Below are 23,462 nucleotides of genomic sequence, written 5' to 3'. Positions count from 1 at the left end.
AAACATCCTTCATCCTATTTTTCAGTTGCTGATTTCGGTAAAACAACTGTAAACGTTGTTCCTTCTCCAACTTCACTATCTACTGTAATCGTACCTTGATGCGCCTCAACTAAATGCTTTACGATCGACAATCCAAGGCCGGTACCACCAGTATTTCTACTTCTTGCTTTATCCACCCGGTAGAAACGTTCAAAAATACGCGGAATTTCCTCTTTACTAATACCAATTCCAGTATCCGATACTTTTATATAAGCATTATATTTATCTTCCGCTAACTCTACTGAAACAACGCCTCCAGCCGGTGTATATACGATTGCGTTATTAATTAAATTAATAAAGATTTGTTTCAAACGACTTGGATCTCCAATAACAGAGGCACGTTTTAATACATTCACTTGTAAAGAGATTTCTTTTTCTCCTGCTTTATTATCAAGCACCATATGAATATCTTCAAGCAGCCCCTTCATGTCAACGGTTCCCATATTTAATTTAAATCCTTGTTGTTCGATCTTCGACAAATCTAATAAATCTTCAATTAATCCTTGCATGCGCTCACTTTCTTTTAAAATAATGTGCAAGAAATGTTCGCAGAATTTTTTATTATCCATCGCTCCGTCTAAGAGTGTTTCTGAAAAACCTTTAATAGAAGTAATCGGTGTCTTTAATTCATGAGAAACATTTGCTAAAAAGTCTTTTCTCATTTGTTCTAATTTCTTTAACTCTGTTATGTCATGGAATACGAGAACAATCCCTTTCCATTCATGGTTTGTCCCGATAATAGGCGCTCCATATACTTCGAAATGCTTCCGTTCAATTCCAAGTGGTAATAACATTTGTTTACGCACTTTCACTTCTGTCATAAAGATTTCTTCTACAAGCTCAATAATTTCTGTATGATGAAACGATTCATAATATAAGCGATCTAAATATTCTTCATCTGTTACGTGGAAAGTTTCCTTATAAGAGCGGTTTACAAGGTTTATATATCCTCGGCTATCAATTAAAATCATTCCGCTTCCCATATTTTCAATTAACGTATGCAGACGATCTTGCTGCATTTCTTGTTCAAGTGTCATCTCTTGTAAATTTCGTGCTAAAATATTAATCGCTTTACTCAGCATTCCTGTTTCATCCGAATGACTTTCGTATGCACGTGCTTTATAATTACCCTTTGCCAATTCAATTGCAACTTTCGTAACCGATTCAATTGGCCTAATATATTGCCCTGTAATTTTCATACCTAAAAATACAACTACGAGACAAGCAATGACAAATCCGATAATTAATAATCCCCACGTTTTTTGATGTACGTCTCTTAAAGGATCAATTATACTTTTCACCAAAATGTATCCTTGTTTTCCTTCTACATCTTGAACGAACACCGCATGATAAAATTCATTCTTTCGATCCGTTTCTTTCGTAATTACTTTACTTCGTTGTTTTGCCACTTCCGAAGAAAGTTCTTTAATCGTCTCTGGACTAAATGCCAATTCTTGTCCTTTTCTATATTGAACTTTCTTTTTTTCATCCAAAAATACGATAGAAGCTGGTATTTTTTCTTCTAACTTTTCAAATACGTATGGATTTTTTAAGACATTATCAAAACCTTGCTCTTCTGCTAACGTCGCAACATACTCCGTCTCTTTTACCATTCTCTCTTTAGCATGATCTATATAGTAGTTTTCAAACACAGTTTCTAGTAATAAACCTAGTCCAACTAAAATAAATACAATAAGAGAAACAAATGTAAAAAGAAGCCTGGAACGAAATTTATTCATTCCCTTTTGGCTCCTCTAATTTATATCCTAAACCACGTATCGTTTTAATGTACGTCGGTTTTTTCGTATTTTGTTCAATTTTATCGCGCAAATGGCTAATATGAACATCAACAATTCGTGTATCACCAACAAAATCATAATTCCATACAGCACTTAATAATTGATCACGTGTCAACACGCGACTTTTATTTTTCGCAAGATACACAAGTAGTTCAAATTCTTTTGGTGTTAATTCAAGCTTTCTTCCTTGGAAATAAGCCTCATAAAACTCCGGTAAAATTTTAAGTTCTGCAATTGTGATGCTATCTTCATCTGGCGCTTCTGCAACTTGTTCTTCTTGTTGTAATTTCGTACGGCGCAAAATCGCCTTCACACGAGCAACTACTTCTCTTGGACTAAATGGCTTTGTCATATAATCATCTGCCCCAAGTTCAAGGCCTAGCACCTTATCAAACTCATCATCTTTTGCCGTTAACATTAAAATCGGCGTCATAACGCGCTGCAATCGTAATTCTTTACACACTTCCATACCATCCATTTTCGGAAGCATTAAATCTAATATAATTAAATCTGGGCGTTCTGTTGTCGCTTTTTGAAGCGCCATTTCTCCATCCATCGCTGTTATAACTTCAAACCCAGCTTGTTGTAAATTAAATTCGATTAAAGTTAAGATAAATTCCTCATCATCAACTACTAAAATACGATTGTTCATTCTTTTCCTCCAAGTTATAGACTTGAAACCTTCTTCATCCTAGTATTTTCCCCGTTATTCTCATCATACTAGAAAACAAGGTCCCTCTCAATATAATTGTCTATTCATGGATTCGGATTGTGCTATTGTTATTCCTAAAAACAATTACGTTCGCCTCAATTATGTTTTGTTATCCATACTTTATATACTTCCATATCGTTATTAAATTCTACTTCCGTATGAATATTGAGTTCTCGATTTTGTGCTAAGAGAAAAGATAAAGCATACGCTATTTTATAATCTGGTGTTTCATATCCATCAAATACTCTCCCGTACATTTCATTCACAAACCCGTCTGCCCACACTTCAGCTTCTCTTACCGTTTCAAAGATCGCGTCTTCTCTTTTCCACCTCACCTAAAAAATCACTCCTTTAATTGACTTCAATTACCGATAATAATATTATTAATCTTAATATATAAATTAATAATATTTGGAGGTCTATTATGCGACTAATACTATCCATTCTATCTTTAGCAATCACATGTATCCTTGCTTTTAACGCTCCTAGCTGGGATACGATTAAAACGGGTTGCTCAGAATTTGCTGAAGGGTTCAAAGAAGGGTTTTTCAACTAAAAATAGCGCTAGCATCCTTATTAAAGGTATGCTAGCGCTATTTTTATTTTCATCTTTTAAAAGTTATCTAATGCTTTTTCCATAATGGAAACAGATTTATAAGGTGGCGTTACTGTTAATGAACCCTTTACAACAGTTTCTCCTTTTTCATCATGAGCAGATACAAGCATATCAATTGTATGTTCCTCCTCAGAAACAGCCACAACTTCAAAGTGGATTTGTAACGTTTCATAATGGTGAACATGTTTCACGAATGTAAGGTCCTTTCTCGTAATATGACTTCCTGGACCCGGTAAATATTTCGTAACCGCCGTTGTAATCATTCCCGTTAGCATAATGCTTGGTACAATCGGCTTTTCATACGGAGTTTGGGATGCGTAATCATGCTGAATATATAATGGATTGGCATCATTCGTTAACCCTAAGTACAATAACAAATCTTTATCCTCAATTTTTTCAGTGATAGATAATTTCTCTCCTACTGTAATTTCATCCATTTTACGACCAATTTGAACTTTTTTCTTTAACATGTTACAACCCCCTCCGATTTTTTCACCTTATTATCCTACTAAAAGCGATACCTTATCCGAAATTTACTATGATGAGGGCAATGTATAGTATAAATCTACAGTTTCATTATAGGATATTACAAATGATAGCGTTTTCATATTATTTCAAAAAAACAATTCGGTAAATAGTAGAAAAAGATTCGGAATCCCGAATCTTTTTCACTACTATTCAATTATTAAACAAGAACTTTCATTACGTTACGTACAGATTCTACAGAGCGATCTAACGCTTCTTTTTCATCTGCAAGAAGTTCTAATTCAATAATTTTTTCAATTCCGTTACCACCTAGAATTACTGGTACCCCTAAGTAAAGGTCACTATAACCATACTCACCTTCAAGGTACGCAATAGCCGGTAATACACGGCGTTGATCTTTTAAGATTGCTTCTGTCATTTCAACTAAAGAAGCTGCTGGTGCGTAATATGCACTACCGTTTCCTAATAAGCCTACAATCTCACCGCCACCTTTACGTGTACGTTCTACGATTGCTTCTAAACGCTCTTTCGGAATTAACGTTTCTAACGGAATACCGCCTGCATATGAATAACGCACAAGAGGTACCATGTCATCACCGTGTCCACCAAGAACAAATCCTGTAATATCTTTTACAGAAAGATTTAATTCTTGTGCGATGAATGTACGGAAACGAGCTGTATCTAATACACCCGATTGACCGATAACACGCTCTTTCGGGAATCCTGCTTCTTTAAATACAGAATATGTCATTGCATCAACTGGATTTGTTAACACAACAATAATTGCATTTGGTGAATGTTTTGCAATGTCGCGCGTAATACTTTTCATAATTTTAGAGTTTGTTGCTACTAAGTCATCACGGCTCATACCAGGCTTACGTGCAATACCTGCTGTAATAACGACAACGTCAGAATCAGCAGTATCTGCGTAATCAGATGTTCCAATAATGTTAGCATCAAAACCTTGTACTGGGCTCGCTTCTAACATATCTAACGCTTTCCCTTTTGTTGGATTTTCCAGTTGTGGAATGTCCACTAATACAACATCTGCCAGTTCTTTTTGCGCTAATAAGAATGCCGTTGTTGCTCCTGTAAATCCTGCACCGATGACTGAAACCTTCTTGCGTTTGATTGTCATAATTTACCCCCCGCTTTAATTATGCGTTTTTGATTATCGCTACATCCATGTTTTTAATAAGTTCATTAGCGAACTCAGAACATTTCACTTCTGTTGCACCTTCCATTAAGCGTGCGAAATCATAAGTTACTACTTTTGAAGCAATTGTTTTCTCAACAGAAGCAGTTACTAATTTCGCAGCTTCGTTCCATCCTAAGTGTTCTAATAATAATACACCTGAAAGAAGAACAGAAGATGGGTTTACTTTATCTAAACCTGCATATTTTGGAGCTGTACCGTGTGTAGCTTCAAAGATAGCATGTCCAGTCACATAGTTAATGTTTGCACCAGGTGCAATACCAATTCCACCTACTTGTGCAGCAAGTGCATCAGAGATATAGTCACCATTTAAGTTCATTGTTGCAACAACATCGAACTCACGTGGACGAGTTAAAATTTGTTGTAAGAAGATGTCTGCAATAGAATCTTTTACGATGATTTTTCCAGCCACTTCAGCGTCTGCCATCGCTTTATTCGCTGCATCTTTACCATCTTTTTCAACGATACGATCGTATTCAGCCCAAGTAAATACTTTGTCGCCGAATTCTTGTTCCGCTACTTCGTAACCCCAGTTTTTGAAAGCACCTTCTGTAAATTTCATAATGTTTCCTTTATGAACTAATGTAACAGAAGAGCGTTTTTCGTTAATTGCATATTGAATTGCAGCACGAACAAGACGCTTTGTCCCTTCTTCTGAAATCGGCTTAATACCAATACCAGATGTTTCTGGGAAGCGGATTTTATTAACACCCATTGCTTCTTTTAAGAAAGCAAGAACTTTTTCTGCTTCTGGAGATCCTTGTGCATATTCAATTCCAGCATAAATGTCTTCTGTATTTTCACGGAAAATAACCATATCAGTATCTTCCGGACGTTTTACAGGTGAAGGAACACCTTCAAAATAACGAACTGGACGTAGACATACATATAAATCTAATTCTTGACGAAGTGCTACGTTTAGAGAACGAATACCACCGCCAACTGGAGTTGTAAGTGGACCTTTAATCGCGATTAAATATTCACGAATTAAGTTTAAAGTTTCTTCTGGTAACCACTCGCCTGTTTGGTTGAATGCTTTTTCCCCTGCAAGCACTTCTTTCCAAACGATTTTCTTCTCACCATCATAAGCTTTTTCAACTGCTGCTTCTAGTACGCGAGATGCAGCCGCCCAAATATCAGGACCAATTCCATCTCCCTCGATAAATGGAATAATCGGATTGTTTGGTACATTCATAACACCATTAGTTACAGTAATTTTTTCACCTGTCGTCAATGTGATAACCCCCATGTTTGAAATTTCATATGTATGAAACTGAGGGAATAACCCCTCAGTTCAAACCGTTAGTCAAATTAAAATATTCTAATCATTACATCTTTCCGAAAAAATCAGACTTTTGAAAGCGTATTTTCACTATCAAAATAGTGTTATTCGCTTATCGTTGTGCAATTGGAACATACACTTGATGCGTTGGTCCATTATAATCAGCACGCGGACGAATTAAACGGTTGTTTTCATATTGTTCTAGAATATGAGCTAACCAGCCTGACATACGGCTAATTGCAAAAATAGGTGTAAATAAGTCATGGTCAATTCCTAAACAATGGTATACAGAAGCTGAATAGAAATCAACATTTGGTGGAAGACCTTTTTCTTTTGTTACAATGTCTTCAATTTTGATAGACATATTATACCATTTCTCTTCTCCTAAAAGCACGCATAATCTCTTAGACATTTCACGTAAGTGTTTTGCACGTGGATCACCCTGCTCATACACACGGTGGCCAAAGCCCATGATTTTCACTTTATTTTGAAGAGCATTATGAATATATGACTCTACATTTTCTTCTTCACCAATCTCAGTTAACATCTTCATTACATTTTCATTTGCCCCACCGTGAAGAGGACCTTTTAATGCACCGATTGCTGCTGTAATACCAGAATATACATCTGAAAGTGTAGCTACGCAAACACGTGCAGTAAATGTAGAAGCGTTTAACTCATGATCTGCATGAAGTACAAGCGCCTTATCAAAAGCTTCAATTTCAACTTCATTTGGCTCGCGATCATTTAACATGTACAAGAAGTTTGCAGCTAATGATAAATCCTTTCTTGGCTCAACAATATCTAAACCTTTACGGATTCTCGCGTAAGCAGCAACTAAAGTTCCGACTTGCGCCTGTAATTTAACCGCTTTCAAATAATTGGACTTTTCATCCATAATTTCAGCGCTCTCATCGTATAATGATAGCATGGAAATTGCAGTTCGTAAAACAGACATCGGATGTGCAATTTTTAAATCTACTTGTTTCAAATATGTTAAAATCTCACCTGGAACTTTATAGTATTCAGATACAATTTCATTAAATTCCGCTAGTTCTTTTTCATTAGGAAGCTTGCGGTGCCATAATAAGTACACTACTTCTTCAAACGTAGCATTCTCAGCTAAATCATCAATATTATACCCAACATAAGTTAATGTATCATCAATAATAGAGCTCACAGATGATGTTGTTGCTACTACCCCTTCTAAACCTCGAATAACAGTCATGACATTCTCTCCTTTTCCTGAAAATTCTCCCAACCTTGCTCCTTATATCTATTTGCTCCCCTTATGAATTATGAACGCCCGTTCACTCTTTAGGCAAGCAAAATGCACGATCATGCAAATTTGTTGCGATGTTCCCCTCTTATTGTCCATTGTTTACATGGAAAGCATGAGCGTGAATGTCTCCCCGAATCCTCACGCTCAAAACAACAAGTTAGTGAGGAAAATACATTCCGAAGAGTTTTATGATAAAAACAACATAAAACAATATCATTATAAAATTGTTTTATGTTGTTTTTATTTTATCTGGTGTAAAGTCTCTGCTGTTATGTAACTTTTCAAAGTTTCTAATCCTATTATAAACAATTATCTGACTTTTGTGAACAGAAAGAATTCAAAAATTTTATATTACTATAAAATTCCTTATTTAAACATCTGTATAATACTCATAACCGCATAGGCAATTCCAGCCCCAATTAACGGACCAACAGCAACCCCATTAAATAGCGCAACCGCTATAATTGTCCCAAAAACAAGCGCAGTTGTAATGTGAGGATCCGTCGTCAACAATTGTACGCCGCCTTTCGCTAACAAAGCGACCGCTACACCTGAAGCTAAAGCAATCCACGCATAATAAGATTTCGCCGCTTCTCCAAGTTGTTTAAAACCTATTTCCCCTGTCGCAATCGGTACGAGCACCGCTATTGTAATGACCGTTACACCTAGGTTAATTCCTTTCGTTTGTAAATAAGGAAAGACCTTATCTCCTAAAAACGTAAACTTCAATAAAAATAACACACCAATAGCTACAGTAAGCGATTGGTTTTTAGCAATAAATCCTATAATAAGTAGTATGAATAAAAATAACGTTGACTGACTAATCATGTTTGCACTTCCTTTCTGAAAATAATGAACTCATTTCCAAACAAAAATACCTTTAAACCTATCGTTATACATGCTATATCGATGCCTATTCAACATGAATCACTTCATTTTTTATGTATTTTAAAATGACAAACTGAGACTTTCACCATCAAAATTTAAGCATGTATACATTTTAAAAAACGGGCGTCTCTTCTTTCTTTTCTAATTAGAAACAGGTAAAATAAAAAGAAGAGAAAATGAAGTTTTTACCATATAGTAGAAGCATCAACACCAAGCTTTCACAGTCACTCACATACTGAAAAAGCAGGAAAAATCCATCATTCCACTATAACATAAAGTGAAACTTTAATCAGTGGGGCATTTTCCACTGATTATTAGCCTTCACCAATCGGGCTTTTACGGGCAGTTTATCTCCAGCTAACTCCTTTGATTCAGCCGCACTTCGGGTAGGAGATTTACTGCCCGTTAATGCGGGGTAAAGTGAAACTTTAATCAGTGGAGCACACTCGTTATAAGTTGAACGAATTAGGATAATCCAAATTGGAATGGGAGGTATACATCTTTGAACCGAAACTTACTATATATGATATTGAGACTCATATTTGTCATTGTAGCAACGGTAGCTGGGTTCTATGTATTACTATACATGTCAGGGCTTATCTATCCTTTTATTATCGCTTTTGCATTTGCTTATTTGATTAATCCTGTCGTCAATTTCCTTAATCAAAAACTACAATTTCCTCGCGCACTAGCAGTACTCGTTAGCTTAATTCTCGTATTTGGAGCTATCGTTGGACTTGTTACATATCTTGTGACTGAAGCAATATCTGCCACAACATACTTACTACAACTTGTTACAGTAAAGTTTCCAGATATCGTTACATTCGCTCAGCAATTTGCACTTAATCATATTATGCCTCTCTACGATGATTTAATCTCTAAATTTAATCATCTTGGAGAACCACAGCGCTATACAATTACACAAAACATTCAAAACTTAGGAACAGAAGCAACAACACAAATGAAAGAACTTTTAACCGCCATTATAAGCGGGTTAACGAATTTCATTAGTGCACTGCCAACAACTTTAACTGTTCTTGTATTCATTTTATTAGCCACTTTCTTCATTAGTTACGATTGGCACCGTCTTGCTCAGAAGGCAAGAAAATTGCTACCGAATCGTGTACATGGCTATGGAAAAACTATTTTTGTCGACTTAAGAAAAGCTTTGTTTGGTTTTGTGAAAGCACAACTTACACTCGTATCTATGACAACCGTCATTGTACTAATCGGACTTTTAATATTACGCGTACCATACGCCATTACTATTGCGATTATTACAGGAGTTGTAGATTTACTACCATACTTAGGAACAGGCGCAGTCTTCGTTCCATGGGTTATATACGTATTTTTCACTGGCGATACCGCATTCGCCATTGGTCTTCTCATTTTATACATCGTCGTGATTGTCCAAAGACAAATTATGGAGCCGAAAGTACTTTCATCTAACATCGGTCTCGATCCATTAGCAACACTCGTCGCTCTATTTGTCGGCTTTAAACTTTTTGGCTTTTTAGGATTAATCATCGGCCCAGTCACCTTAGTACTACTTAATACATTACACAAAGCTAATGTCTTCCATGACTTGTGGAAATATATTAAAGGTTCACCTTCAAAATAATAGTTTCTAATTCATACACAACAAAAAACTCACATGTAATCAGTGGGAATTTCCCACTGATTATTCCTTGTACTTATTTTTCATACTCATTACATAAAACAAGAGAATTGCACTCAAAAAAGATAATTCTCTTGTTTTTTTGCATGAAAAACGCATATTTCGTGGTGTTTTTACATATTTATTCTATTTATTTTATAATTATCATTTACATTTATTACTTTTTATGTAAATGAATAAATATACAAAATAGCATAAAACAAGACTTCAACTAACAATCTCCGCCTTTTTATATGAATTTTTTACACCAATCGTTCCTTTATATAAGAAAGCAAAAATTTAATTCAGCAGCGTTCCCTCCATCTTATTCATCTAAATTAATAGCACTAAAAAATCACAAGTTTAATCGAAGTACACACAAGAATTCAAACGAAAATTATATAGCACATATAATAAGCGAACGTTTTGTTCATCCCCACTCATCATTCGCCCCACACCAGACACTTACGAGCAGCCCAGCTTTGAGATAGAAATTCCACCCCACAAATAGCGCGGTAAAGCAAAGCTTCAACCAGAAAGTTCCTCTCCTCTTACAACACAAAAAATAGCACTTAGATTTCTACAATCTAAGTGCTATTTCTGAATAATAATAGTAGAGTTCTTTCTAAATTTCCATTCCATCCACTTCATAACAAGCGGCTTCAATAAAGCTCTCGTAATAGGGATCACACAGATAAACCCTAGCACATCTGTCACATACCCAGGAAGCACTAAGAGAATACCTCCTACAAATACAAAAATACCATCTAGTACCGCCTCACCTGGCATTTCCCCTCTATTCAACTTAGATTGAATCTCTCCAAGCACTTTAAACCCTTGTCTTTTCGCCAAATACACACCTACAACACCTGTAAATACAATCATAGCGAACGTAGACCATAAACCTATTACATGACTTGATCCAATTAAGACCGTAATCTCAATCGCCGGTATTAAAATAAACAAGAATAGTAACCACTTCATAGTTCTACACCTCCCTCACAACGCCTATATATATCATATGAAATATAGATACTCTTTCATATTAAAACACATAACAAACAGCTTTTAAAAGCAATTCTAGGCGCTTTAAGCTAATTCTATCTCGTTTTTGTGTAAAAAAAAGAGAAGGACTCCGATCCTTCTCTCCGTATTACTTATAGCACTTCCGCATGTCCATTATAAACAATTCCGCGTGCTGCATCAACTGTTACTTCTTGGCCATTTTTTAAAGTTGCTGTTACGCCGTTTACACCAACGATAACAGGAATACCGATTGATACGCCTACAACAGCTGCATGGCTTGTTAAGCCACCTTCTTCTACAACTAAAGCCGCAGCTTTTTCGATTGCAGGAATCATATCTTTATCAGTGCTTGTTGTAACAAGGATATCACCTTCGTTTACGTTCGCTACAGCTTCAGCAGCTGTTTTTGCTACAACTACTTTACCTTTTGCAGCTTTACGACCAATTCCTTGTCCTTTAGCAATTTCTTCACCAACAACGTGGATTTTCATTAAGTTTGTTGTACCAGTTTCAGCAACTGGAACACCCGCAGTAATCACTACAGTATCTCCAAGTCCAATTAGACCCGCATCCATACCTGTTTGAATTGCTGTATCTAACATTTCGTCAGTTGAAGCTGCGCGCTTCTCAGCCATAAATGCTTGTACACCCCAAACAAGTGCAAGACGACGTCCTACTTGCTCGTCAGATGTTACAGCTACGATTGGAGATTTTGGACGGTATTTAGAGATCATTTTCGCAGTATATCCACTTTCTGTTGGAGCTACGATTGCAGCTACATCAAGAGCAAGTGCTGTATGCGCAACAGATTGGCTAATTGCATCTGTAATTGTTGGAGTGAACTCTTTAATACGTTTTTTGAACATATCTTCATATTGTAATGATTTTTCAACACGTACCGCAATGTTAGCCATCATTGTTACTGCTTCTACCGGATATTGTCCAGCAGCTGTTTCACCTGAAAGCATGATTGCATCTGTACCATCGAAGATTGCGTTAGCTACGTCACTTGCTTCCGCACGAGTTGGACGTGGGTTACGTTGCATAGAATCTAACATTTGTGTTGCAGTAATAACCGGTTTACCTAACACGTTACATTTTTTAATTAGACGTTTTTGTACTAACGGTACTTCTTCTGGTGGAATTTCTACACCCATATCACCACGAGCTACCATTAAACCGTCAGAAACTTCTAAGATTGAATCGATGTTGTCGATACCTTCTTGGTTTTCGATTTTTGGTACGATTTGGATGTATTGAGCGTTATGCTCTTCTAATAATTCACGGATTTCTAATACGTCAGACGCTTTACGTACGAATGAAGCTGCAATGAAATCAACTTTTTGCTCGATACCGAAGATGATATCTTTTACGTCTTTTTCAGTGATACCAGGAAGCTTAATGCTTACGTTTGGTACGTTAACACCTTTTTTATTTTTTACAGTTCCGCTGTTAAGAACTTTTGTACGGATGTTTCCATCAGCTTTTTCGATTACTTCTAGTTCGATAAGACCGTCATCGATTAGAATACGAGAACCTGGGTCTACATCGTCATAAAGACCAGCATAAGATACAGAGAACTTCTCTGCAGTACCTAATACTTGCTCAGTAGAAAGAACTACCTCTGCACCTGTTACAAGCTCAGCTTGTCCGTCTACGAAGTCGTGAGTACGGATTTCTGGACCTTTTGTATCAAGTAAGATACCAACTGTTTTACCAGTTTTCTTTGAAGCTTCACGAATGTTTTTAATACGAGCTCCGTGCTCTTCATGGCTACCATGAGAGAAGTTTAAACGAGCAACGTTCATACCTGCTTCGATTAATTGCTCTAATTTTTCAATACTTTCACTAGCAGGACCTATAGTACATACAATTTTAGTTTTACGCATATTGCACCTCCGAAAATTATGAAACCGTTCCCAAATATCTGACATTACGCCGATTAGATGGATAATTCTTTAGATAATTGATACATATCTTTATCGATTGTATGCTTTTGAGCTAACGCTTCGATAATGTCATGATCAACAAGTTTATTATCTTGAATACCTACACAACGCCCACCTTTACCAGCAATTAACAACTCAACTGCTCTTGCACCAAGACGACTTGCTAATACACGGTCTTGTGCACTTGGTGATCCACCACGTTGTACGTGACCTAATACAGTTACACGAGTATCAAAGTTTGTTGCTTCTTCAATGTGCTTACCGATGTCAATTGCACTTCCAACACCTTCAGCTACAATGATAATACTGTGTTTTTTACCACGTTCGCTACCACGTTTTAGACGAGCGATTACATCATCCATGTCATACTCTTCTTCTGGAATTAAGATTGTTTCTGCACCATCAGCTAAACCAGCCCATAATGCGATATCTCCAGCATGACGTCCCATTACTTCGATAACATATGTACGTTCATGAGATGTAGCTGTATCACGGATTTTATCAATTGCATCAATAACAGTGTTTAAAGCTGTATCGAAACCAATTGTGAAGTCTGTTCCAGGGATATCATTGTCGATTGTACCTGGTACACCAACACATGGGAATCCTTGTTCAGTTAATTTTTTAGCGCCTTGGTAAGAACCATCTCCACCAATAACAACAAGTCCTTCGATACCATGTTTCTTTAATTGCTCGATACCTTTTAGTCGTACTTCTGGGTCTTTAAACTCAGGACATCTTGCTGTATATAATTTCGTACCACCGCGGTGGATAATATCGCCAACAGAACCAAGTTCTAATTTTTCAATGTGACCAGAAATTAATCCAGCGTATCCATGGTAAATACCATATACTTCAATATCATGGAAAATCGCTTTACGAACAACTGCACGAATGGCAGCATTCATACCAGGTGAATCTCCACCACTTGTTAATACACCAATACGTTTCATTTGTACTCACCTCATAAAGATTATTTGCCTTATAATAAAATAACACGAAAAAATATAAAAACACAATGGAGAAGATGTGTCTTTTCATAATAAAAACGTGCATTCGCGAAGAGGAACGCACGCTTTTCTTATTTTATCCCAATGGAAGCGTTTGAAAACGAAACTTGCCCAATTTTCATATATTTTTCATAACGTTTTTCGATTAATTCATCTTTCGAAATTCCGTTTAATTGTTCAAAAGTTTTTCTAATTATTAAGTCTATATTTTCTGACTGTTTCAAAATATTACGGTGAGCTCCACCTTTTGTCTCTGGAATAATTTCATCAATTACACCTAATTCTTTCAAATCTGCTGCTGTAATTTTCATTGCCTCTGCAGCTTCCTTTGCTTTTCCTGCATCTTTCCAAAGAATTGCCGCTGCACCCTCTGGTGTAATAACAGAATAAGTGGAATTTTCTAGCATATGAATGTAATCTCCTACTCCAAGACCTAGCGCACCACCACTACCGCCTTCACCGATAACGATACAAATAACTGGTACCGTTAAACCTGCCATCTCAAATAGGTTGCGGGCAATAGCTTCACTTTGTCCACGCTCTTCAGCTGCTTTACCAGGATAAGCTCCCTTCGTATCGATGAAACAAATAATAGGACGATTAAACTTTTCCGCTTGTTTCATGAGACGCAGTGCTTTTCGATATCCTTCTGGATGAGGCATTCCAAAGTTACGGCGAATATTTTCTTTCGTATCTTTTCCGCGCTGATGCCCAATTACAGTTACAGGCATCCCTTTATATTTCGCAATGCCGCCGACAATCGCTGCATCATCGCCAAATAGACGATCTCCATGACATTCGAAAAAATCAGTAAATAAGTGCTCAATATAATCGAGCGTTGTCGGTCGTTCTGCATGACGAGCAATTTGAACACGGTCCCATACTTTTAGATTGCCGTATATATCTTCCTCTAAATTTTCTAGCTTTTCTTCCAAAATACGAATCTCCTCACTGAAGTCCATCTGGCTGTTTTTCGTATAGTCTTTCAGTTCACGAATCTTATTTCTTAGCTCAACAACTGGTTTTTCAAATTCTAGCTCTGCCATACAGCCACTTCCCCTCCTTGATGAACTTCTAAAATCTTGCGAAGCGATTCTCTCATATCATCACGATGCACCACCGCATCTAATTGACCATGATCTAGTAAGAATTCTGCCGTTTGGAAATCTTCCGGTAGTTTCTCACGCACCGTTTGTTCAATTACACGTCTACCAGCAAATCCGATAAGTGCGCCTGGTTCTGCAAGATTATAATCACCAAGTGAAGCGAAACTCGCTGAAACCCCGCCCGTCGTTGGGTGAGTCATAACAGAAATAAATAATCCTCCTGCATTACTATGCTTTTTCAAAGCTACGCTTGTTTTTGCCATTTGCATTAAACTTAATATACCTTCTTGCATACGGGCACCACCCGAAGCAGTAAAGATAATAAATGGAACTTGTAAGTCGTACGCCTTTTCAACCGCACGGGCGATTTTTTCTCCTACTACAGAGCCCATGCTCCCCATTCGAAAACGAGAATCCATTACTGCAACAACAACAAGCATGTCATCAATTGTTCCTTCACCAGTTACAACCGCTTCGTTCAATTCAGTCTTCTTACGATCGCTCTCTAGTTTCTCTTCATAACCTGGAAACTCGAGTGGATTTAATGAAACCATTTCTTTGTCATACTCACGGAATGACCCTTCGTCCAATATACTATCAAGACGTTCCCATGCATTCATAGGATGATGATATCCACAATTCACACATACTTTTAAATTTTTTAGAAGTTCTTTCGTATACATGATTTTTTTACATTCCGGACATTTTGTCATAACGCCATCTGGCACATCTTTTCGTACTTGTTCTGAAGGTATTGCAGCGTACTTTTTCTTTTTCACGAATAAATCTCTTAGCACAATTTGACCCCCTTCGTTGAGAGCTAAGGTTAGCGTAAGAAGAAAATGGGGCTAACACCAAAGTTTGATGTTAGCCTTATCTTCTCAATCTGTCTAATAACCTCACTCTTTACGTTTAACTTTAACCGCTACGCGGTAGAATGTTTGTCATAACGTGTCATGGTCATTTCGACAAATTTTATACATTACGAGTGAAACTGTATATTCTCTACTAATTCATCGTAAATTTTTAGTGCATCATTTTCTTGTTTTTCTTCCAAAGTAGCGTAAAGCTTTCTATACATATCGATAGAATCTCTTGAAACTTTACAAGAAAGCGTTGATACGTAATCATTTACGATCATCCAAATGCGATATAGTAAATAATTATCGACTTGTTCAATAAGTGTTTTAAAGAACGTTTGATGAAGCGTTGGGATTGAGTTTTCATTTCCTTCAAGTACTTGGTGTAATTTACTTAGCACTTTAGAAAACGTTTCTTTCGGTAAATTACATACAATTCGAATCATATCTTTCTCGAGTAATCGTTTCGTTTGTAATAAATCACGAATTGTTTTCTCATCTTGCAATAAGAACGGAGCAATTAATTGTACAAGACCGTTATCATAAAAGTTTCGAATAAACGTCCCTTCACCACGTCTCGTTTCAATCAATCCTACCAGTTCTAAAGCACGCAATGCTTCTCTTACAGAGGAACGTCCTACGTTTAAGCGTGAACTTAACTCACGCTCAGACGGCAAACGATCCCCCGCCACCAATCCATCCTCTTCCATAATGGAACGGATTTTTTTTACAATTTCAAGATATACTTTTGTATTTGATGATGTCAATGGAATTTCCTCGCTTATTCTTTACCAATCAGCGCTAATTGTTTTGTTTTTTCAGCGATCTCATTTGGATCTACTTGACGTCGAGCTACTCCTGTCTCCATTGCTGCTTTTGCAACGTAAGCCGCTACTTGAGGCGCTACACGCGCGTCAAATGGTGCCGGAATGATATAGTCTGCATTTAACTCATCTTCTGCTACAAGCTCAGCAATAGCCTGTACAGCTGCCATCTTCATTTCTTCGTTAATTTGTGTCGCATGTACGTCAAGTGCACCGCGGAAAATACCAGGGAACGCCAGTACATTATTTACTTGGTTCGGGAAGTCAGAACGACCTGTTCCAACAACAGCTGCGCCCGCTGCTTTTGCCAATTCTGGCATAATTTCTGGAACTGGATTCGCCATTGCAAAAATAATCGCATCGTCATTCATTGTACGAACCATCTCTTCTGTTAATGCACCTTCTGCAGATACACCAATGAATACGTCTGCACCTTGTACAACATCAGCTAAAGAACCTTCTATACGATTCTTATTTGTATATTTTGCAACTTCATCCTTCACCGGATTCATACCTGTAGGACGACCATCATAGATTGCCCCTTTACGGTCACACATAATAATGTCGCGTACACCATAGCGATATAAAAGTTTAATAATTGCAATACCTGCTGCACCTGCGCCATTTGCGACAACTTTAATGTCAGACATTTTCTTTCCAACTAATTTCAGTGCATTTACAAGACCTGCTACTGTTACAATAGCTGTTCCGTGTTGATCATCATGGAAGATAGGAATATTTGTTTCTTTTTTCAAACGCTCTTCAATAATGAAGCAATTTGGTGCTGCGATATCTTCTAAGTTAACGCCGCCAAAAGTTGGCTCCATTAATTTTACAGTTTCAACAATTTTATCTACATCGTTTGTATTTAAGGCAATTGGGAATGCATCTACACCAGCAAAGCTCTTGAATAATACAGCTTTACCTTCCATTACTGGAAGAGATGCTTCAGGTCCAATGTTACCAAGACCAAGTACAGCTGTTCCATCTGTCACAACTGCTACCATATTTCCCTTCATCGTATATTCATATACCTTACTTTTATCGTCATAAATTTCTTTACAAGGTTCTGCAACCCCTGGAGAATATGCAAGACTTAAATCTTTTGCATTTTCTACTTTTACTTTTGATACAGTTTCTAATTTTCCTTGATGCACTTTATGCATGTGAAGTGCTTCTTCACGAAGTGTTGACAAACTATCCACTCTCCTCAAATTATTCTTGCTGATATCAATTTCTCCAAGTGGTCTGACCACGAACACTACTACTATAATAATCGAAGTGTAGGGAAATTGTCCATTATATTTTCACAACTACATTTTCTTCCCCGACAATTTCACGAAGTGCTCCTAAACATTCTTCACTTGGATGAATCGATAAACTCCGAGATAATTGTACCATTTTATGTTCCTTTTCATAATAAATTAGTACTTTCGCAAAACCTGAATAGTCGAACAATATTTTCGTAACCCGATTTAAAAGCTTTTTCTCATACTGAGATGGCAATTTCACGTAAACAGATGCGTCTTTCTTTTCTTCATAAACATCCATTTCCTCTAGCGGATATAGTCCATTTACAATCCATTGCAGCTTATGATTTCTTAGCTCAATCGTACCGTCAACTAAAACAATTGCTCCTTCTTGCAACTTATCCGAGAAATGTATATACGTTTCCGGGAAGAGGACCGCTTCCATTTCATCATTTTGATCACAGAATGTAATAAATGCCATCTTTTGAAACTTTTTCGTACGAATCACTCTAACACTTGTTATATACACAATAGCTCTTTGTACTTTTTTCTTGTGTCGCATCGCCTGAGCGAGAGATGGAATTTCTAATTCTTTTGCTAACTTCACATATTGCGCTGTCGGATAACTTGATAAATAAAAGCCAAGTACTTCTTTCTCTTTATTTAGTTGTTCAATAAAAGATAGCTCTTCTCCTTGTACATATTTTGATTTTGGAACAGCATCTCCTAAATCACGTGCGAGATTCGCGTACTCTAACGCCCCTTTAATACTTTTCCATAAATTCGTTCTCGAAACACCAAAATCATCAAAACATCCCGACCAGACGAAAGCTTCTAAATTACGCTCCGTTACGAACTTTGACGGCATACGGAGACAAAATTCAAATAAATCTTCGAACATTTTTTTCTCTCGTTCTTCTAATAATGCCGTCACTGTAGCCATTCCAATATTTCGGATCGAAAGTAAACTGTAACGTATCGCATTCCCTTCTATTTGGAAGTTATAACCACTTCTCTGAAGAGACGGCGGCAAAACGTGAAAACCTTTCCGCTTCGTTTCTCGTATATACTGTACAATTTTATCTTCATTTCCAATTGCGCTTGATAATAATGCCGTCATAAATTCCAGCGTATAGTTCGCTTTCAAATAGGCAAGCTGATATCCGATCATACTGTAAGCTACAGCGTGACTTCGGTTAAAACCGTAATTCGCAAATCTTACAATTAAATCATAAATTTTTTCAGCAGACGTCTCATCATATCCATTTCGCAAACATCCCTGGACGAAATGCTTACGTTCCTGATCTAAAATATCACGATTTTTTTTACTCACTGCACGGCGCAGTAAATCTGCTTCTCCAAGCGAAAACCCTGCTAACTTCGATGCAATTTGCATAATTTGTTCTTGGTATACAATGACGCCGTATGTTCTTTCTAAAATTGGCTTTAAATCCGGATGTAAATATTCGATTTTTCTTTTTCCATGTTTCGATTCAATAAAAGTCGGTATCTGTTCCATCGGTCCTGGTCTGTATAACGAGTTAACAGCTACGATATCTTCAAACTCATTCGGTTTTAACCCGCGAAGTACATTTCGCATACCGCCTGACTCAAGCTGGAATACACCTGTTGTATCTCCTCTCCCTAATAATTGGAATGTCTTTTCATCTTGAAGAGGTAAGTTTCTTATATCGATTTCTTTCCCAGTTTTGTTCGCGATAAATTTTATAATATTTTCAAGTAACGTTAAATTACGTAATCCTAAAAAGTCCATCTTAAGCAACCCAAGTTCTTCTAGCGCATCGGCTGGATATTGCGTAACATAAACATCGTTATGTCCTTCTTGAATTGCTACACTGCCTGTTAGCGGTTCTTGACTCATAATAACACCAGCCGCATGAATAGACGTATGACGTGGTAAACCTTCTACACGTTTTGCGATTTCAAACACACGCTCATGCAAAAGATTCCCTTGTATAAACTCACGAAGTGATTGTGATTCTTCATATGCATCTTTTAACGTTATACCAAGCTTTGATGGGATAAGTTTTGAAAATATATCAATATCTCGCGGCGGAAGCCCCATTACGCGGGCAATGTCTCTAATTGCCGCTTTTGCTGCAAGCGTACCAAACGTTACAATTTGCGCAACACGGAGCTGACCGTATTTATCTTTCACATAGCGAATCATCTCATCACGTCTTACGTCTGGAAAATCAATATCAATATCAGGAAGCGTCACACGTTCAGGATTTAAAAACCTTTCAAATAATAGATCGTATTCAATTGGATCAATATCTGTAATTTCTAATACGTATGAAACGAGTGAACCAGCTGCCGATCCACGACCTGGTCCTGTTAGAATATGATTTTCATGTGCATACTTCATAAAATCCCATACGATGAGGAAATAATCACTAAATCCCATACGAGAAATAACATTTAATTCATGATCCAAACGCTTTATATGCACTTCTTTCGGTTCACCATATCGTTTCCGCAAACCTTCTTCACAAACACGACGCAAGTATATATCACTCGTTTCATTAGACGGAACAGGAAACTTCGGAAGTTGATTTACATGGAACGGTATTTCTACTTGGCAACGCTCTGCAATTTTTATTGTATTTCGGATTGCTTCCGGCGCATGGGAAAATAGTGCTTCCATTTCATCCGATGACTTTAAATAATACTGATCTGTTTTCAGCCTCGGCCTATCTGGATCAGTCATTTTCGTTCCACTTTCAACAGATAGTAAACATTCATGAACAAGCGCGTCACTTTGATTGATATAGCGCACATCGTTTGTTGCAACGACTGGAATATTAACCCTACTAATAAATTCAGGTAGTTTCTCTTGTAAAAGCAACTCATCTTGAATTGCATGATGCTGCAAACTCATATAAAAATGGCCGAACATATTTTGATACGTGCGAGCTACTTCTTCAGCCTGACTCTCATTGTCTTCTAGTAATAATTGCTCAATTTCGCCATCTTTACCTGGCGAAATAGCAATTAATCCTTTCGCATAATGCGCAAGCCACTTCTTAGGAATACCTTCTTTGGACTTTGTCATAATACTGCTAGAAATCTTTAATAAATTTTGGTAGCCTATTTCATTCTCAGCAAGTAATACAAGCGGATAAGACCTTTCTTCTTCTTCACTAAAAATAGAAGCGGTTAATCCAATAACAGGCTGTATACCATGTTTCTTACATGCTTTATAAAACGGAATAACACCATACATAACATTTTCATCCGTAATAGCTAGCGATGAAAAACCAAGTTCTTTCGCCCTGACTACAAGCTCATCAATTTTACAAGCACTTTTTAATAAACTAAAAACGGTTTGACATTGTAAATGCACAAACTTCACTGTTGTACCCTCTCTTTACCTATTTGACTACTTTTATTATAGGTGATGAGGAAAGCGGAAATCAAAACATACTTCTTATACTTTGTCCATATATATGAAGAAGAAAGGGGAATGACGATGGATGTAAGAGAACATACTTTTTTCTCTCTGCTTATTATTAGTTATTTTATTGCCTTTGGGGTTATACTTGGCGGTTCATTAATTGGTGGATTTGGTGCGTTTCTTATCGGAAAACCAGCTCTAACTTACATTAATCAATTCGCCCAAAATTTAAGAATTTGGGCACTCGTTGCAGCAATCGGCGGAACATTCGATACCTTTTATAGCTTTGAAAGAAGTTTCTTTGGCGGAGATATGAAAGATATCGTAAAACAAATTCTCCTTATTTTTTTCGCAACTGGTGGTATGCAAACAGGTCTCATTATTATTAAATGGCTAACGCAGGAACATGTATGAGAGTACCAAGTGCCAATACAGCAAAAAGATGGTACTTAGTATTAGCTGGTGCTGCTGTTGGAGGCGTGTTGAGCTGGTTTATTTTTTTGTACATATACGGTGTTTTTCAACAAGAACAAGCTAGTAAAATAGCAGAACAAAGAGAAATTATAGAAAAACAAGAAGCAAAGCTCCACGTCCTTCTCGAAGATCAAGAAAAATTGAACACTGAAAATAAACGGCTCTTAACCATTCAAGAGATTAAAATAAAACTTATCAATCGAGAAAAATACGATTTAGACAATCTTACACTCGAAAATATGACTACATCTATTCATAATGATCTCCAGCATCTTTTAACGAAAAACATTCAAAGTATCGCAAAAAATAAAGACCTACTAAAAAAGGTAATCGAAAATAAAACATACAAACATTACGATCGGCTATACCGTTTTAAAGTCGATACAATATCTTTTGATACAGTGCTTGAAATTAGCATTACTATAGAGAAAGAAAAATAAAGAAGGAGGGCTTTAGCGCCGCTCCTTCTTTTCGTTCTAACATATAGTCTTTTATTTACAAATCTCACGTAAATCAGAAAAAAGACGATCCGCTTCTTCCCAAGAAGATGCCTTGGCACCAGAAGCCATCGGATGCCCTCCGCCGTTATATTGCATTGCCAATTTGTTTATAACTGGTCCTTTTGAACGAAGACGAACACGAATTACGTCATCTTCCTCTAAAAATAGAACCCACGCCTTTAATCCATCAATATTGCCAAGCGCTCCAACAACACCAGATGCTTCAGAAGGAAGTACATCAAACTCTTCTAATACTTCTTTCGTTAATTTAATGTAAGCTGCTCCTTCTTCTACCATCGTAAAGTTTTGTAAAATATAACCGTTTAAACGAGCAATTTTTTCTTTTGTCTTATACATTTCATTGTATAAATCTGTGAATTTCACACCCATATCAACAAGCTCACTTACGTAACGAAGTGTTTTTGCTGTCGTATTTGGGAATAAGAAACGACCTGTATCTCCAACAATTCCTGCTAAAATAAGGCGAGCTGCTTCTTTTGTTATTTTTAATCCTTTATCTTTTCCATAGTTATAAAACTCATAAATCATTTCACTTGTAGAACTCGCTGTCGTGTCTACCCACGTAATATCTCCATATGGATCTTCATTTGGATGATGATCAATTTTAATTAACATCTTCCCTTTTGTATAGCGTTGATCGTCAACCCGTTCTTGATTCGCAGTATCACAAACAATAACAAGCGCATTTTCGTATACACTATCTTCAATATCATCCATTACTCGTAAGTATGCTAGTGACGGTTCATTGTACCCAACCGTATAAATATTTTTCTCTGGAAACGATTCTTGTAGAATTGTACCAAGACCACCCTGTGAACCTAACGCATCTGGGTCCGGACGCACGTGGCGATGAATAATAATTGTATCAAACTCTTTAATTGCTCCTAAAATTTGCTCATGCATATGTATAATCTCCTTTTTAATCAACTTCTTCACTTTATCCTCCATTATAACGGAAAGTATTTCATACATGCGAACAATTGCTTTATAATAAAAGTTAGAAAGTTTAGATATTTCTTTTTCTTTTCTATTATTTTTCACAAAGCG

At 36.9% G+C, this 23,462-nt stretch carries 21 protein-coding genes; 4 read left to right on the top strand and 17 right to left on the bottom strand.

What is annotated here, in order from left to right:
• Nucleotides 1-14: 14 nt before the first annotated feature.
• The 3 genes from phoR to B9A45_RS06430 form a co-directional block, all read right to left on the bottom strand.
• Complete coding sequence (gene phoR, locus B9A45_RS06440) at nucleotides 15-1,778, bottom strand: sensory box histidine kinase PhoR (RefSeq protein WP_001032106.1); 1,764 nt, start codon at nucleotides 1,776-1,778, stop codon at nucleotides 15-17.
• Nucleotides 1,771-2,490 (bottom strand): two-component system response regulator PhoP, encoded by a 720-nt coding sequence (phoP, locus tag B9A45_RS06435; RefSeq protein WP_084063945.1) that lies wholly within the window; start codon nucleotides 2,488-2,490, stop codon nucleotides 1,771-1,773. The genes phoR and phoP overlap by 8 nt, the downstream gene beginning before the upstream one ends.
• Before the next feature lie 155 nt (nucleotides 2,491-2,645).
• Nucleotides 2,646-2,885 carry a hypothetical protein gene (locus B9A45_RS06430; protein WP_001267373.1) on the bottom strand — a complete coding sequence of 80 codons (240 nt, stop codon included), beginning with the start codon at nucleotides 2,883-2,885 and terminating at the stop codon, nucleotides 2,646-2,648.
• A gap of 89 nt (nucleotides 2,886-2,974) precedes the next feature.
• Between B9A45_RS06430 and B9A45_RS32585 the strand changes: the two genes are divergently transcribed.
• On the top strand, nucleotides 2,975-3,106 hold the full coding sequence (locus B9A45_RS32585) for a hypothetical protein (RefSeq protein WP_001237020.1): 132 nt from the start codon (nucleotides 2,975-2,977) through the stop codon (nucleotides 3,104-3,106).
• Between the two features lie 56 nt (nucleotides 3,107-3,162).
• Here B9A45_RS32585 and B9A45_RS06420 read toward each other — a convergent pair whose 3' ends face one another.
• From B9A45_RS06420 to B9A45_RS06395, 5 genes are all read right to left on the bottom strand, one after another.
• Nucleotides 3,163-3,636, bottom strand: a complete 474-nt coding sequence (locus B9A45_RS06420) for a MaoC family dehydratase (RefSeq protein ID WP_000914181.1) — start codon at nucleotides 3,634-3,636, stop codon at nucleotides 3,163-3,165.
• A 215-nt stretch (nucleotides 3,637-3,851) separates the two neighbouring features.
• A complete protein-coding gene (gene mdh / locus B9A45_RS06415) occupies nucleotides 3,852-4,790 on the bottom strand; it encodes a malate dehydrogenase (protein ID WP_000153232.1) in 939 nt (312 codons plus the stop codon).
• Between the two features lie 19 nt (nucleotides 4,791-4,809).
• A complete protein-coding gene (gene icd / locus B9A45_RS06410) occupies nucleotides 4,810-6,102 on the bottom strand; it encodes an NADP-dependent isocitrate dehydrogenase (RefSeq protein ID WP_000206898.1) in 1,293 nt (430 codons plus the stop codon).
• Nucleotides 6,103-6,262: 160 nt separating this feature from the next.
• Nucleotides 6,263-7,411 (bottom strand): citrate synthase, encoded by a 1,149-nt coding sequence (gene citZ, locus B9A45_RS06405; RefSeq protein WP_000503652.1) that lies wholly within the window; start codon nucleotides 7,409-7,411, stop codon nucleotides 6,263-6,265.
• Between the two features lie 387 nt (nucleotides 7,412-7,798).
• Nucleotides 7,799-8,260: a DUF441 domain-containing protein gene (locus B9A45_RS06395; RefSeq protein ID WP_016110779.1), complete on the bottom strand. Its 462-nt coding sequence runs from the start codon at nucleotides 8,258-8,260 to the stop codon at nucleotides 7,799-7,801.
• Nucleotides 8,261-8,822: 562 nt separating this feature from the next.
• Here B9A45_RS06395 and ytvI point away from each other — a divergent pair.
• On the top strand, nucleotides 8,823-9,941 hold the full coding sequence (gene ytvI / locus B9A45_RS06390) for a sporulation integral membrane protein YtvI (protein ID WP_001081388.1): 1,119 nt from the start codon (nucleotides 8,823-8,825) through the stop codon (nucleotides 9,939-9,941).
• Between the two features lie 630 nt (nucleotides 9,942-10,571).
• Here the strand turns inward: ytvI and B9A45_RS06385 are convergent.
• From B9A45_RS06385 to dnaE, 8 genes are all read right to left on the bottom strand, one after another.
• Entirely contained in the window at nucleotides 10,572-10,961 is a 390-nt protein-coding gene (locus B9A45_RS06385; protein WP_000871631.1) for an FxsA family protein, read from the bottom strand.
• Between the two features lie 173 nt (nucleotides 10,962-11,134).
• Nucleotides 11,135-12,892, bottom strand: coding sequence for a pyruvate kinase (gene pyk, locus B9A45_RS06380; protein ID WP_001232673.1), 1,758 nt, complete (start codon nucleotides 12,890-12,892; stop codon nucleotides 11,135-11,137).
• Nucleotides 12,893-12,945: 53 nt separating this feature from the next.
• On the bottom strand, nucleotides 12,946-13,905 hold the full coding sequence (gene pfkA / locus B9A45_RS06375; protein WP_000821156.1) for a 6-phosphofructokinase: 960 nt from the start codon (nucleotides 13,903-13,905) through the stop codon (nucleotides 12,946-12,948).
• A 128-nt stretch (nucleotides 13,906-14,033) separates the two neighbouring features.
• Nucleotides 14,034-15,008, bottom strand: a complete 975-nt coding sequence (gene accA / locus B9A45_RS06370) for an acetyl-CoA carboxylase carboxyl transferase subunit alpha (protein ID WP_000818807.1) — start codon at nucleotides 15,006-15,008, stop codon at nucleotides 14,034-14,036.
• Complete coding sequence (gene accD, locus B9A45_RS06365; protein WP_000942857.1) at nucleotides 14,996-15,865, bottom strand: acetyl-CoA carboxylase, carboxyltransferase subunit beta; 870 nt, start codon at nucleotides 15,863-15,865, stop codon at nucleotides 14,996-14,998. The genes accA and accD overlap by 13 nt, the downstream gene beginning before the upstream one ends.
• A gap of 185 nt (nucleotides 15,866-16,050) precedes the next feature.
• Complete coding sequence (locus tag B9A45_RS06360) at nucleotides 16,051-16,695, bottom strand: FadR/GntR family transcriptional regulator (RefSeq protein WP_000204440.1); 645 nt, start codon at nucleotides 16,693-16,695, stop codon at nucleotides 16,051-16,053.
• Nucleotides 16,696-16,709: 14 nt separating this feature from the next.
• Nucleotides 16,710-17,918, bottom strand: coding sequence for an NADP-dependent malic enzyme (locus tag B9A45_RS06355; protein ID WP_161508111.1), 1,209 nt, complete (start codon nucleotides 17,916-17,918; stop codon nucleotides 16,710-16,712).
• A gap of 133 nt (nucleotides 17,919-18,051) precedes the next feature.
• On the bottom strand, nucleotides 18,052-21,378 hold the full coding sequence (gene dnaE, locus B9A45_RS06350) for a DNA polymerase III subunit alpha (RefSeq protein ID WP_084063944.1): 3,327 nt from the start codon (nucleotides 21,376-21,378) through the stop codon (nucleotides 18,052-18,054).
• 42 nt (nucleotides 21,379-21,420) lie between these two features.
• On the opposite strand from dnaE, the gene B9A45_RS06345 reads away from it, so the two are divergent.
• Nucleotides 21,421-21,834, top strand: coding sequence for a YtrH family sporulation protein (locus B9A45_RS06345; protein WP_002005839.1), 414 nt, complete (start codon nucleotides 21,421-21,423; stop codon nucleotides 21,832-21,834).
• A complete protein-coding gene (gene ytrI, locus B9A45_RS06340) occupies nucleotides 21,831-22,334 on the top strand; it encodes a sporulation membrane protein YtrI (protein ID WP_001265740.1) in 504 nt (167 codons plus the stop codon). The genes B9A45_RS06345 and ytrI overlap by 4 nt, the downstream gene beginning before the upstream one ends.
• Before the next feature lie 51 nt (nucleotides 22,335-22,385).
• Here ytrI and B9A45_RS06335 read toward each other — a convergent pair whose 3' ends face one another.
• The gene (locus B9A45_RS06335; RefSeq protein WP_084063943.1) at nucleotides 22,386-23,318 is read right to left on the bottom strand and encodes a DHH family phosphoesterase; all 933 of its coding nucleotides are present in this window, start codon (nucleotides 23,316-23,318) and stop codon (nucleotides 22,386-22,388) included.
• Between the last annotated feature and the right edge of the window lie 144 nt (nucleotides 23,319-23,462).

This window comes from Bacillus sp. JKS001846, assembly GCF_900176455.1.
GTDB classification, from domain to species: domain Bacteria; phylum Bacillota; class Bacilli; order Bacillales; family Bacillaceae_G; genus Bacillus_A; species Bacillus_A cereus.
The sequence above is the reverse complement of the archived record's forward strand: the minus strand, read 5'-3'. Positions and strand labels throughout refer to the sequence as shown.

Coding starts and splice junctions, on each gene's coding strand:
- phoR (WP_001032106.1), bottom strand. CDS start 1,778: ATGAATAAATTTCGTTCCAGGCTTCTTTTTACATTTGTTTCTCTTATT.
- phoP (WP_084063945.1), bottom strand. CDS start 2,490: ATGAACAATCGTATTTTAGTAGTTGATGATGAGGAATTTATCTTAACT.
- B9A45_RS32585 (WP_001237020.1), top strand. CDS start 2,975: ATGCGACTAATACTATCCATTCTATCTTTAGCAATCACATGTATCCTT.
- B9A45_RS06420 (WP_000914181.1), bottom strand. CDS start 3,636: ATGTTAAAGAAAAAAGTTCAAATTGGTCGTAAAATGGATGAAATTACA.
- mdh (WP_000153232.1), bottom strand. CDS start 4,790: ATGACAATCAAACGCAAGAAGGTTTCAGTCATCGGTGCAGGATTTACA.
- B9A45_RS06395 (WP_016110779.1), bottom strand. CDS start 8,260: ATGATTAGTCAGTCAACGTTATTTTTATTCATACTACTTATTATAGGA.
- B9A45_RS06385 (WP_000871631.1), bottom strand. CDS start 10,961: ATGAAGTGGTTACTATTCTTGTTTATTTTAATACCGGCGATTGAGATT.
- pyk (WP_001232673.1), bottom strand. CDS start 12,892: ATGCGTAAAACTAAAATTGTATGTACTATAGGTCCTGCTAGTGAAAGT.
- pfkA (WP_000821156.1), bottom strand. CDS start 13,905: ATGAAACGTATTGGTGTATTAACAAGTGGTGGAGATTCACCTGGTATG.
- accA (WP_000818807.1), bottom strand. CDS start 15,008: ATGGCAGAGCTAGAATTTGAAAAACCAGTTGTTGAGCTAAGAAATAAG.
- B9A45_RS06355 (WP_161508111.1), bottom strand. CDS start 17,918: ATGCATAAAGTGCATCAAGGAAAATTAGAAACTGTATCAAAAGTAAAA.
- ytrI (WP_001265740.1), top strand. CDS start 21,831: ATGAGAGTACCAAGTGCCAATACAGCAAAAAGATGGTACTTAGTATTA.
- B9A45_RS06335 (WP_084063943.1), bottom strand. CDS start 23,318: ATGCATGAGCAAATTTTAGGAGCAATTAAAGAGTTTGATACAATTATT.